Below are 12,391 nucleotides of genomic sequence, written 5' to 3' on the forward strand. Positions count from 1 at the left end.
AAAGCTGCAATATCAAATTAGGCTTATAGGTCGTCGCCGTGCCGGACTACGCCATCCATCATGGTAAAAATTACATTGGCCTTGTAGATGTCGTGTGGGTCGATCTCGAACAGGTTTTGGTCGAGCACAATGAGGTCGGCCTTCTTGCCTACTTCAATTGACCCGATCTTGTCCTCTACGCCGATGCCGTAGGCTGCGCCATAGGTATTCGCGCGGATCGCTTCGGCCACTGTCAGACGCGCGTCTTCGCCACCCAATATCGGCATGTCCGGCTTGCCCAGCATCTGGCGGGTCACCGCCACCGTGATGGCGTTGAGCGGTTTATAGTCTGCAACATAAGATGCTGCGGGAAAATCCGAGCCCAGCGAAACATTGGCGCCGGCTTCGAGCATTGCCTTGATCGGAAAGAGCTGCTTCATCCGCTCCTCGCCCAGTCGTACAGGACTGACATTGGCTGTGTAGGGATCGAACGCGAACCACTGTCCGGTCGTATCGTAGGTCGCGTTCAACTCCTTGAAGCGCGGCCGGTCGTCCGGATGCACGAGCTGCGCGTGCGAGGCGACCGGCCGCCGGTCCCATTCGGGATTGGACTTCTTCGCTAGCTCGACCGCATCGAGGAACTTGCGCACGGCAAGATCGCCGAAGCAGTGACAGATGAGGTGCAGTTGCTCCTTGTCGGCGCGCACGGCCGCATCGTTGATCACGTCGAATGGAATGATCGGCTCGGGCTTGGCGTCGGGCTTGTCGGCGTAGCCGTCGACATAGAGGCCGCTGTACTTGTCGTCGTCGCCGTCCATGTTGATCTTGAGCGCACTGACCTGCACCAGGCCCTCCTGGTTCTCGTCGCGCATCTTCTTGGCAATCGGCACCGGGTCGATGCTGGCATCATTCCAGTAATAACTGCCGTATATCCGCGTCCCCAGCGTGCCGTCTTTTTCGAAATCCTTGAGGATACCGATGGCCATGTCCTGGTCGACGCCGGCCCAGCCGAAATCGTGCACGGCGGTGATACCGGCTTTCGAGTATTCCGGGAACCACTTGGCCATACCCCCGCGGATATAGTCCTCATCGACCGTGACAAACTTGTTCAGGATTTCGACCTGCGCCGGGACCTCGATGATATAGCCGGTGGGATTGCCCTCGTTGTCGCGGACAAAATAGGACACCCCGGGCACGGTGTCCGGCGTGTCCTTGTTGAGTCCCGCCATTTCCATCGCCTTGGTATTGACCCAGGCGGAGTGGCCGTCGACCTGCCACAGATAGACCGGCCTGTCGGGGACAACTTCGTCCAGCATCGCCGCATTCGGCTCGCCCGGACCATAGATGTTGGGGCGCACACCCCAGCCGTTGATAAACTTGAGATCGGGATGCTCCTCGGCATATTTTTTGAGCTTGGCGAGCAGCTCGTCCATCGAGTCGGTCTGCAAGTCGGGGCCGTGCAGGATGATACCCTGCGTCGTGGTGTGGAAATGGCCTTCGACAAAACCGGGCAGCATCAGCTTGCCGTCGAGATCGATCTCCTTGGTATTCTCTCCAACCATTGCCTTCGCGCCGGCGTCGTCGCCGACGTAGACGATCTCGTCACCGCGCACGGCGACGGCCTCCGCCCAGGAGTTCTCCTCATCGACGGTGTAGACCTTGCCGTTGGTAAAAACAAAATCGGCGACTTCCGCGGCGGGTGATGCGGCCCCGGGCTCTGCGGTGGTTGGGGCGCGGGATTCCGGTTTTTCGGAACAGCCGGCCAGAACAAAGGCCAATACGGCCGCCAGACTGAACAAGGTCTTTTGCAGGAACATGATTACCTCATAAACCGTTAACGGATTATTCAAGTTAGGCCTGAGACCGCTTCGGTTCCGGACCTTGCCATAGACGACCGATAGCAGCACTATCATTTTGTGAGTGGCATGCGGCTCAATGTCGAACAGATTTTTCCACGCAGTTTTTCAAGCTCTACTTGTTCGCCAGGTATTTCACGATGCCGTAAAAGCCTTCCAGGTTGTAGCCATCCAGATAGGTGTCCTTGGATACTGGCATGGAGCTGACCTTGACGATGGCGATATCATGATTCCTGTCGATGTAGATCCACTGCCCGTGAACCCCGATGGCCATGAACGCTTCCATGCCCGGCGTATGCTTGACCCACCACTGGCCGCGGTAGCTCCATTCGCCCTTCTTGTGGACAATGTCATCGGAATCGGGGCCCGCATCGAATGCCTCGATGCTGCCGCCCTTGGCGATCGTATCGACAACCGATTTCGGTATGACCTGCTTGCCGTTAAATTCGCCGTTGTTGAGCATCATCTTCGCGAATCGGGCCAGGTTGTACGGCGTGGCGTTCAGACCGCCCCCCGCAACCAGTGTGGCGTTGTTGTCGAGCAGTACATACGTCTCGCCCTCGGTGCCGATCTTCGACCATACCTCGTCGTAGAGCGCCTGTTGGAATGATGCGTTGTTCACGCGGTTGGTAACCCAGTTGACCACGTCGGTCTTGGGCGTCTGGTAGTGGAAGATTTCGCCATCCTTGTGCTCTTTGTCGGTCTTGAGGGTCACGAGGTATTCGTACAGGCTGTCGGGGTATTCGACGTCCTCCAATTTCGGCACCCACCCCAGTACAGCTGCATAGGTCATGATGCCCGACCTGGGATCGTCGTAAACCTCGCTAAAGTCCATGGAGTTGGTCATGTCGAGGACCTGGCCGAAGGTGGCGTTGGCGAAAGCCCCGTCCGTCACGTTGAGCTCGGGGACGTACTTCGTAACCGGATCTGACTCCTTCAATTTTCCATTGGCAACTGCTACCAAGCCCAGTAAGCCACCAAAGGATTTGGTCGCGGACATCATCTGATGCGGCGTATTCGGGGTCATACCGTTGAGAAATTTCTCGTAGACGATCTTGTCGTCGTGGATCACGACAATGGCGTCGGTCCAGGTCTCCTTCAGGAATTCGGCCAGGCTCTTCGTCTTGCCGGTACCTGGCTCGTTGATCTTTACGTCCTTGGCAAAATTCGGGTCGATATCCTTGCGGAGCGGCACCGGCACATCGGCGGCGGGCACATTCGCGGTAGGGTAGAACATCCGCATATGCTGATAGGCCCAGCGGTTATACGGTGGGGTTTGGAGCGCGTTGGCTTTGGTGACCCGTTTATCGGGCGGTGGCGGGAAACCTTCCATCAGTCCCAGTTCTTTTGCCGTGGCGTATTTGTCTTCCGCGTGGGCTACTGGGTTTACGGCAATGATGGCCGCTACTACCGACAGGGCGAGATAAGTGGTTTTCCGGAAAAAAACTAAGTTACCCATTGCGTATTTTCTCAATTGCTAGCTATTGAATGACGAGCAAGCCCACTGCTTGCTAGTCGTTGCTGCCCTTCTTGTAGGTAAATTTCCCGTCCATCATCGTCATTTCGACGCCGATATCCGCGATCTTGTCCGGGGCGACTTCGAGGGGGTTGCCGTCGAGCACCACGATGTCGGCGTATTTGCCGACTTCCAGGCTGCCGATCTTGTCCTCCATGCGCAGTTGCCAGGCGGCGTCCATGGTCATTGCCCGCAGCGCCTGCTCGATGGTCATCGGTTTGACACTGGGCGGGAAGGGCTTGGCATCCGGGTTGGCCGGGTCTTTCATCGTCACGGCGCCCTCGATGACGAACAGCGGTGCCTGCATGCTTGACGGCGTGCTGGGCACGTCGGCGGAGAGGCTGACCGGTACACCGGCGCGAGCAAACTCAGGATAGCGGCCGAAATAGGCCATGGTGCGTTTCTTGCCCATCACGCGCAGCGCGTCCTTGTCTGTATCGCTCCAGTCATTGGTGAAATTCGGCGTTGAATTGACCGGGATCTTGTTGTCGATGACTCGCTTCTGATCTTCCGGTGTCAACCAGGTGGCGTGATGCAGCGCGCTGCGATTGTCGGGATCCACCTTGCGCGCCGCCAGAATCGCATCGATGCCGGCATGGGAAGTACCGGTGCTGTCGGTATGAATGACAGTGTCTAGGCCTGACTTGGCACCCGCCACCATGATTTCCTTGATCTTCTCGGGCGGAATACCGTAAGTACCCTTTTTACCGGATTCGTAGGGCTCCAGCATTGGGCTGAGTTCGACATTCCAGTTGGCTTCGGGATGAATCTTCACGTGTCGTACAAACAGCTTGTCGCCGTTGTACTGCTTTTTCATTTCGCTCATAAATTCCATTAACTGCCCGGTGTCCGCCTTGGGATTCTTGACGAAGGGCAGTACGAAGGTGCGCATTTTCAGTGTTCCGGCCTTTTCGCGCTCCTGCAGCAGGGCCATCGCTGTCTTCAGGTCGTCCTGCATCTTGCCGTTGGTGTCTTTCATGTTGGGCGTGACAATGCCGGGGTTCAGGTAGGTGGTGGTGCCATTCTTCGCGGCGAGGGGATGGAGTGTGTCGATTGTCTCATTGAGGATTTTGTCGGCATCCCAGGCGCCGATGGCGACATAGGCTTCCATCCACTGGCCTTCTACACCGGTGCCGGTCGGTGTGCCATCCTCGTCCCGTACCCAGTAAATAACGCCCGGCTGGTCGTCTGGTGAATCCTTGGTAACACCCGCTATCTCCATCGCTTTGGAGTTCAGCCAGGCATCGTGTGCGGTGAAATCGAGGATGATTGCCGGGCGGTCTGGCACTGCCTCGTCGAGGTCTTTCGCGGTGGGGCGGCCACCATAGGTGCCGGTGCTCCAGCCTATACCGACGATGCGCTCCAGGTCGGGATTCTCTTCGGCATATTTTTTAACCATGGCGATATAGTCAGCCTTGCTCTTGCCGTCGAACAGGTGCACCCCCTTGCTGGTCCACCCGGAGCCGATCAGGTGGTCGTGCGTACTGATGAAACCGGGCATGACCACGTCGCCGGTGGTGTCGATCACCTCGGTTTTGTCGCCAATAAATGGTTTCGCTCCTTCGGCATTGCCCACATAGATGATTTTGCCGTCCCGAACGGCCACGGCTTCCGCCCATGGTTGTTTTGCATCGAGGGTATAGACCTTGCCTCCGCTAAAGACGTAGTCGGCTGCATCACTGGCGAAAAGCGAGGATGAGAAAAACAGCATCGCCACAAGCGCTATTAATCCCACAAGGCTTTTCTTTGTGGAACAGGTGGACTGCCGTTGAGCCGGGGTTGGTGTTAATTGAACCATCTGATTATCTTTCCCTGAGCTGGATTTACTTCGCAAAATTTTATGGAAGTGTAGTTAGCTGGGACGATGGTGCTAGCGTGGGTGTCGTGTGGTGCTACGGCTTAAGGCAATAGAGAGCGACGGCCAGTAGGGTGGGGCGCTTTCTTAATCAGATCATGAAATTAGAAAGGGCGGGTAGCGGAGCGTGTTCAAGGAGTATGGGTTCAGAAGGGATATGCTTGCCCAAAGCGAATTCAAGTGTGCCAGCGGCCGCCAGCACGCCTGTGTGTCGCTTGGCCCGTCACGCAGTGGGCCAGTGAATCAGTTCGAGAGAATCTTTGTCAGCGCGGATACACCAGGCCAGGTCGCCCCAGTCACCGAGGACTATCCGTTCCGCCGGCTCTCCGTCTAACTCGAGGCGGTGGCGGGCTGGGCGGTGGGTGTGGCCGTGAATCAGTGTGTGAACCTGATGCTCCTGCATCACGCGCACGACTTCTTCGGGGGTCACATCCATGATGTCTTCTGCCTTGCGGCTGTTCATGGACTTGGAGACTGCCCGGATCTGGGCGGCGATCTGGCGGCGCTCCTGCAGAGGCTTGGCAAGTAGTGCCTGTTGCCACTGCGGGTTGCGGGCCTGTTCGCGGAATGCCATATATTCCTGGTCGAGGGTGCACAGGCTGTCCCCGTGCATCAGGAGTACCGGTTGTCCGGCCAATTCCACCAGACTGGGGTCAGCCAGCAGCGCGGCGCCGCAGCGGCGGGCAAACGCTTCACCTAGTAAGAAATCCCGATTGCCGTGCATCAGGAATACCTTTGTGCCTGCGGCGGCGTATTCCTGCAGCTGCTTCGCTACCTCGGCGGCCAGCGGTGCGTCGTCGTCATCCCCGATCCATACTTCGAAAAAGTCCCCCAGGATGTACAGGGCTTCGGCACCTGCTGCCGGGCCTTTGAGGAAGTCGAAGAAGGCCCGGGTGATGTCCGGGCGGGATTCGTCCAGGTGCAGGTCTGATATCAGGTATGTCGCCACTGGTTACTCCGCCCGACGCTATTGTGTTGGTGTCCTGTGCGGCGCTTACTTGTCAGCGTAAGCGTCGGAGATGGTGACACCGTTGATTTCGATGGTCTCGGTGGGGACGTCCTGGTGGAAGCCGCTGCTACCGGTCGCCACTTCCTTGATCTTGTTGACCACGTCCATGCCCTCGGTCACTTTGCCGAAGACGCAATAGCCCCAACCCTGGGCGTCTTTGGAGCGGAAGTTGAGGAAGTCGTTGTCATTCACGTTGATGAAAAATTGCGCAGTCGCGGAGTGCGGGTCCATGGTGCGCGCCATGGCGAGGGTGCCGGTGTCGTTCTTGAGGCCGTTGTCCGCTTCGTTTTCGATGGTGTCGCGGGTGGCTTTCTGATCCATATTCGGGGTCATGCCACCGCCCTGAATCATGAAGTTGTTGATCACCCGGTGAAAGATGGTGCCGGTGTAGAAGTCTTCGCGGCAGTATTGCAGGAAGTTCGCGGCAGTCTTTGGCGCCTTGTCAAAGTCCAGTTCAATGGTGATGTCGCCATATGTGGTGTGCAGAGTGATCATAAAATGTCCTGTCCAGGGTCAGTTTGGGGCGGCATGATACTCTGTTCACAGGCCGACGCAAACTGAATGGGGCCGGGCGTTTCACCCCGAGGAAAACCCATGCGGCGACAGCTATCTGCGTTATAATCCGCCGCTTCGATCGTACAGCTGTATAAATAGAGAAAGCTATGACATCCGAGAGCAAGCCCGCTCACTTTTTACAGAATATCATCCGCGAAGATCTGGCCGAAGGCCGGGTCAGTCAACTGACTACCCGTTTCCCGCCGGAGCCCAACGGATACCTGCATATCGGCCATGCCAAGTCCATCTGCCTGAATTTTGGCCTGGCGAAGGAGTTTGGTGGTCAGTGCAACCTGCGCTTTGACGATACCAACCCGGCGAAAGAGGAAGAGGAATACGTAGACGCGATCAAGCGCGATGTATCCTGGCTGGGCTTCGAGTGGGCCGGCGATGTGAAGTACACCTCGGACTATTTCGACCAGCTGCATCAGTGGGCCATCCACCTCATCAAAGAGGGCAAGGCTTATGTCTGTGACCTGTCCCCGGATGAAGCTCGGGCACACCGCGGTACGCTGAAAGAGCCGGGCACCAACAGCCCGTTTCGCGACCGTTCGGTTGAGGAAAACCTTGACCTGTTCGCGCGCATGACTGCGGGCGAATTCGAGGAGGGCAGCTGCAGCCTGCGCGCCAAGATCGATATGTCCGCGCCGAACATCAACCTGCGCGACCCGATCATCTACCGCATCAAGAAAATGGCACACCACCAGACCGGTGATAAATGGTGTGTCTACCCGAGCTATGACTTCGCGCACGGTCAGTCCGATGCCCTCGAAGGTATCAGCCACTCCATCTGTACCCTGGAGTTTGAAGACCACAAGCCGCTTTACGACTGGTTTATCGAGAACTTGCCGGTTCCGGCGCGCCCGCGCCAGTACGAGTTTGCCCGCCTGCACCTGAACTACACCGTGGTGTCCAAACGCAAACTGAAGCAGCTGGTCGACGAAGGTTTTGTCGACGGCTGGGACGACCCGCGCATGCCCACCATCTCCGGGCTGCGTCGCCGCGGTGTGACGCCGGCAGCGATCCGCCAGTTCTGTGAAATGATCGGCGTAACCCGCTCCGACTCCACCGTGGATGTCGGCATGCTCGAGTACGCGATCCGCGACGATCTGGACAAGAAAGCGCCGCGAGCCATGTGTGTGATGGAACCGCTCAAGGTGACCCTTACCAATTACCCGGAAGGTCAGCAGGAAATGCTGAGTGCGCCCGGCCACCCGGTGCGCGACGATCTGCCGGCCCGCGAACTGCCATTCACGCGCACGGTGTACATTGAGCAGGAAGACTTCCGCGAGGAAGCGAACAAGAAATACAAGCGCCTGGTTCTGGGCAAGAAAGTGCGCCTGCGCAACGCGTATGTGATTCAGGCGGACGAAGTGGTCAAGAACGATGCCGGTGAAATCATCGAGGTGCTCTGTTCCGTCGACCTGGATACCCTGGGCAAAGACCCCGCGGACGGGGTCAAGCCGAAAGGGGTGATCCACTGGGTATCGGCGGAGAACAATGTCGATTGTGAAGTGCGCCTCTACGATCGTCTGTTCAACGACGAATCCCCGGATGTTGGCGACAAGAACTTCCTGGAATCCGTGAACCCGGACAACCTCAAGGTGCTCTCCGGCTGTAAGGCCGAGATCGGCCTGGCGAAAGCTGAGCCCGAGGCCGGCTACCAGTTCGAGCGCAACGGCTACTTCTGCCGCGACAGTAAATATGGCAGTGCCGACAAGCCGGTATTCAACCGAACCATAGGTCTGCGGGATTCCTGGGCCAAAGAACAAAACAAGTAAGTAGTAATGTCTTTACAACTCCACAATACGTTCTCCGGAAAGAAAGAACCTTTCATACCGCTGCAGGAAAACCGCGTACGCATGTACGTTTGTGGTCCCACGGTCTACAACCGGGTGCATATCGGCAATGCGCGCCCGGCAGTGGTGTTCGATACCTTGTACCGGGTTCTCAAAACCCAGTACGACGATGTTGTGTACGCACGCAACATCACCGATATCGACGACAAGATCATGAACACCGCACGGGAAAATGGCGAAGAGATCGGCGAGTTAAGCGCGCGTTACGCCCAGGCTTACTTCGAAGATATGCAGGCCCTGAATACCCTGCAGCCGGACGTCACCCCATACGCCACCGAGCATCTGCCGGAAATGATCGCGATGATCGAAAGCCTGGTAGAGAAGGGGCACGCCTACGCTGCGGAAGGACATGTATTGTTTGCAGTCCAGTCCATGGACGATTACGGCAAGCTCTCCAAGCGCTCTCTGGACGATATGCTGGCCGGTGCCCGCGTCGAAGTGGCGCCGTACAAAAAATACGCGGGTGACTTTGTCCTGTGGAAGCCTTCTGCCGACGATGAGCCCGGTTGGGACAGCCCCTGGGGGCGCGGTCGCCCGGGCTGGCACCTCGAGTGCTCCGCGATGATCAAGAAGCATCTCGGGGACACCATCGACATCCACGGCGGCGGTCGCGACCTTACATTCCCGCACCACGAAAACGAACGTGCCCAGAGCTGCTGCGCCAACGGCGTCGACTTTGTGCGCTACTGGATGCACAACGGCTACGTGAATATTGATGGCGAGAAGATGTCCAAGTCCCTGGGCAACTTCCGCATGGTCAATGATCTGCTGCAGCAATATCCCGGTGAAGTACTGCGCTTTGCGCTGTTGTCCGCGCACTACCGCTCCGAGCTGAACTTCAGTGCCGACCTGCTGGACCAGGCGTGGCGTACCCTGGATGGTCTCTACGGCGCACTGCGTGAGACCCAGAATGTTGAGGCCGATCCGGCGGACCTGAGCGATTCCGCGTTTATGGCCGCACTGTACGACGACCTGAACACGCCGATCGCGATCAGCGAGCTGCACCAGCTGGCCCGGGAGCTGAACAAGGCAGAAGACGCGGATAAACCCGCACTCAAAGGCAAGCTGCTGGCGGCCGGCAAACTGCTGGGCATTTTGCAGCTGGATGCTGAGGCCTGGTTCAAGCAGTCGCGCGGTGGTGACGAGATCAGCGAGGCCGACATCGAGGCCCTGATCGCTGAACGTCAGCAGAGCAAAAAGGACAAGAATTTTGCCCGTGCTGATGAAATTCGTGAGGAACTCAAGGCCAAGGGCGTCGTACTGGAAGACAGCCGCGAAGGTACCAAGTGGCGTAGGGAGTGATCCCCGAGATTGCTCAGTATTACCCTGCAGGAGCCTGCCAGACAGGCTCCTGCAAAAACAGAACAAGAAAACGAGAAAATGACCATGAAAAATACTCTGACCATCGCAGCCATCTTCTCCGCAGCTTTCCTGCTTACCGCCTGCGAGCCCAAGCGCGGCTCCGAAGCCTGGTGTAAAAAAATGGATGAAACTCCCAAGGGTGAGTGGAGCTTCAACGATGCCGGCGACTACACCAAATTCTGCGTGCTGAACCAGAAGCCAGAAGACCAGTAATCCCTGACTTCACGGAAACCTGCGCGTTGTTCTTTGCAGATTCTCACCAGCATTTTTTTCGTCCGCTCACGGGTAAGTACCGCGAGCAGGTGGTCGAATGCCTGCGCCTGTTATACGAGCGCCTGTACACCGCCAAGGCGGATTACGGAGAGTCGCTGACGCGCGAGCAGATTCTGGAAACCTTCTCCGAAGCGCTTACCCGTGCCCCGCAACTGGACAGCGACGGCAGTTCTGAGCCTGAAGGTCGGTTTCGGAATCTGCGCGAGCAGTCAGTGTGGGTGCTGAACAGTCTGGTCGAGTTCGGCTGGCTGGAAAAACTGGTGGACAGCGCCACTCTCACGGTTTCCTATCCGTTCAGCCGGCGCGGTCGCCTGTTTACCCAGCCCATGGTGGAGCTGAACAGTACCCGCGTGCGCACCCGCCATCGCAATACCCGCAATACGCTCAACTCCCTGGAGGCGTTTGCCAGCCGGGGTGAGGTCTACGATCTGATCGATGCCTGGGAATACTCCGAGCGTATCGTCGCCGACTTCACCGACATGATCGCGGAGCTTGAAGAGCGCAAGCGGGAGCTGGTGCGTGAGGTCGAGGCCCAGATCCTGGTGCAACAGGCCACCGACGAGTTTTTCTCCTTTATGGAGAGCCGCTTCCAGCCGGATATCGCAATTCGACTTTCCGCGGACAGCGTGGAAAAGCATCGCGACAGCATCGGCCGCGTAATCGGCCAGATCCGCCGCAAGGACAACGAGAAAAAAGCCGAGTGGGAGCGCCGCTTGCGCCAGCAATTGCCGGAGCTGCATGCCGACGGGCAATCCGTGCTCTGGTTGATGCTGGATACCATCGAAGACCGCATGCGCCGCGCTTGCGAAGTCAAATTGCCGGCATTGCGCCAGGCCCTGCAAGGGTTTACCAAGCGCGCAGAAATTATCATTCGCCAGCTCAGCTACCTGCAGAGCAACACGGAAGGCGCGTTTACCGATCTATGTCAGGATCTGGGCAAGGCGGGGAACCGCGATGTGTTGCTGTCGCAGCTCGGTGATGAGCTGGCCGCATTCCAGTTGCGCCTGTACGACCCGAAGCAGACCCAGTTGTGGCAGCGGAGCCGCCGACAGCCGGTGAACACGCTGGTGGAAGACGATGCGCCCATGACCGACGACAGTCAGCGCGACATCCTTTTGCAGCAGCTGCTGGATCAGGCATTCAATTTCAATAGCAGCGACCTGCGCAGCTATCTCTCCAGCGCGCTCGGCAGCGGACAGCGGGTCAACAGCCGGGACCTGCCATTGACGGGCGCGCGGGATCTTCTGGCCATGAGCCATGCCCTGGAAGCCGCCGCAGTCTCCCAAGACGGTAGTGGCCCCTTCGTGGAGGTGACGTTTACCGGCGAAGTCGCCAGTAACGATTACTTCCAGCAATTCGACGAATACACCCTCGAGATCAAGAACCGTGATTGAACAGGCCCTGGACGAAGCGCTGGCGCAGTGCCGGCTGACCCGCAGCGAGTTTTCCGAGTTGCTGGTGCGTTTGCTCGACTACGGCGTTATCTGCCGTGATGAAAGCAATATCGAAACGGTGCTGTACGATCGTTTCCAGCGTTGTGAACAGGTAATCCGCGAGTGGATCTCGCCTCTCGGCCTGCGCCTGCAGCACGACAGCCGTTTTCAGTTTATCCGGGTTTATCCGCCCGGTTCGGAAGTGCCGGGCATGCCGGACCAGGAAGAACCGCATCACGGCGGCTTTCGTGCGCGTCTGTCTCAGCAGGAGGTGGCGGCGATCCTGGTACTGCGCGTTGAGTACGATAAATCCCTTCGCGAAGGCCAGGTGGACGACCATGGCTGTGTGGCACTCACCCTGGAAGCGCTGGAATTGGGGCTGCGCAATCTGCTGAAGATGTCTCTGCCGGATAAGCTGGCAGAGCGCAAGCAGCTGCTGAAAAAACTCCGTCAGCTGCGTTTAATCCAGTTCAACGGCGATGACAGTGATGCGGCCGCGGATACGCTGATGCGGGTGCGTCCGACCATCGCCCAGTTTGTCAGCGAATCCGCATTACAGCAGTTGCTGGATGCACCGGAGGCTGACATTGCGGCCACAACGCAGGCCGCGGAGCCTGCCAGTACCGAAACGGAAATCGAGCGGATTACCCCGACCAGCGAAGAGCATAGTCTGTTCGCCGAACCTCAAGAATAA

Annotated in this window: 10 protein-coding genes; 5 read left to right on the forward strand and 5 right to left on the reverse strand. The window is 57.9% G+C overall.

Annotation, left to right across the window (positions count from 1 at the left end):
* Positions 1-23: 23 nt before the first annotated feature.
* The 5 genes from HUW35_RS14400 to HUW35_RS14420 all read right to left on the reverse strand — a co-directional run bounded on the left by HUW35_RS14400 (position 24) and on the right by HUW35_RS14420 (position 6,710).
* Positions 24-1,796, reverse strand: coding sequence for an amidohydrolase (locus HUW35_RS14400; RefSeq protein ID WP_181252949.1), 1,773 nt, complete (start codon positions 1,794-1,796; stop codon positions 24-26).
* A 154-nt stretch (positions 1,797-1,950) separates the two neighbouring features.
* Complete coding sequence (locus HUW35_RS14405) at positions 1,951-3,294, reverse strand: serine hydrolase (protein WP_181252950.1); 1,344 nt, start codon at positions 3,292-3,294, stop codon at positions 1,951-1,953.
* Positions 3,295-3,346: 52 nt separating this feature from the next.
* Complete coding sequence (locus HUW35_RS14410; RefSeq protein WP_181252951.1) at positions 3,347-5,086, reverse strand: amidohydrolase; 1,740 nt, start codon at positions 5,084-5,086, stop codon at positions 3,347-3,349.
* 343 nt (positions 5,087-5,429) lie between these two features.
* Entirely contained in the window at positions 5,430-6,155 is a 726-nt protein-coding gene (locus tag HUW35_RS14415; RefSeq protein WP_181252952.1) for a UDP-2,3-diacylglucosamine diphosphatase, read from the reverse strand.
* 45 nt (positions 6,156-6,200) lie between these two features.
* Positions 6,201-6,710 (reverse strand): peptidylprolyl isomerase, encoded by a 510-nt coding sequence (locus HUW35_RS14420; protein ID WP_181252953.1) that lies wholly within the window; start codon positions 6,708-6,710, stop codon positions 6,201-6,203.
* 167 nt (positions 6,711-6,877) lie between these two features.
* Between HUW35_RS14420 and HUW35_RS14425 the strand changes: the two genes are divergently transcribed.
* The 5 genes from HUW35_RS14425 (at position 6,878) to HUW35_RS14445 (ending at position 12,391) form a co-directional block, all read left to right on the forward strand.
* The gene (locus HUW35_RS14425; protein WP_181252954.1) at positions 6,878-8,551 is read left to right on the forward strand and encodes a glutamine--tRNA ligase/YqeY domain fusion protein; all 1,674 of its coding nucleotides are present in this window, start codon (positions 6,878-6,880) and stop codon (positions 8,549-8,551) included.
* Positions 8,552-8,557: 6 nt separating this feature from the next.
* On the forward strand, positions 8,558-9,931 hold the full coding sequence (cysS, locus tag HUW35_RS14430) for a cysteine--tRNA ligase (protein ID WP_181252955.1): 1,374 nt from the start codon (positions 8,558-8,560) through the stop codon (positions 9,929-9,931).
* Between the two features lie 84 nt (positions 9,932-10,015).
* Positions 10,016-10,204 carry a DUF3012 domain-containing protein gene (locus HUW35_RS14435; protein WP_078083734.1) on the forward strand — a complete coding sequence of 63 codons (189 nt, stop codon included), beginning with the start codon at positions 10,016-10,018 and terminating at the stop codon, positions 10,202-10,204.
* 26 nt (positions 10,205-10,230) lie between these two features.
* The gene (locus HUW35_RS14440) at positions 10,231-11,658 is read left to right on the forward strand and encodes a Wadjet anti-phage system protein JetA family protein (protein WP_181252956.1); all 1,428 of its coding nucleotides are present in this window, start codon (positions 10,231-10,233) and stop codon (positions 11,656-11,658) included.
* Positions 11,651-12,391: a DUF4194 domain-containing protein gene (locus tag HUW35_RS14445; RefSeq protein WP_181252957.1), complete on the forward strand. Its 741-nt coding sequence runs from the start codon at positions 11,651-11,653 to the stop codon at positions 12,389-12,391. The genes HUW35_RS14440 and HUW35_RS14445 overlap by 8 nt, the downstream gene beginning before the upstream one ends.

Origin of the sequence: Microbulbifer sp. YPW1, from assembly GCF_013367775.1 — a bacterium.
GTDB lineage: Bacteria > Pseudomonadota > Gammaproteobacteria > Pseudomonadales > Cellvibrionaceae > Microbulbifer.

Bases quoted from the DNA above. Each gene is read 5' to 3' on its own strand.
- HUW35_RS14400 (WP_181252949.1), bottom strand. From the start codon at position 1,796: ATGTTCCTGCAAAAGACCTTGTTCAGTCTGGCGGCCGTATTGGCCTTT.
- HUW35_RS14405 (WP_181252950.1), bottom strand. From the start codon at position 3,294: ATGGGTAACTTAGTTTTTTTCCGGAAAACCACTTATCTCGCCCTGTCG.
- HUW35_RS14420 (WP_181252953.1), bottom strand. From the start codon at position 6,710: ATGATCACTCTGCACACCACATATGGCGACATCACCATTGAACTGGAC.
- HUW35_RS14425 (WP_181252954.1), top strand. From the start codon at position 6,878: ATGACATCCGAGAGCAAGCCCGCTCACTTTTTACAGAATATCATCCGC.
- cysS (WP_181252955.1), top strand. From the start codon at position 8,558: ATGTCTTTACAACTCCACAATACGTTCTCCGGAAAGAAAGAACCTTTC.
- HUW35_RS14435 (WP_078083734.1), top strand. From the start codon at position 10,016: ATGAAAAATACTCTGACCATCGCAGCCATCTTCTCCGCAGCTTTCCTG.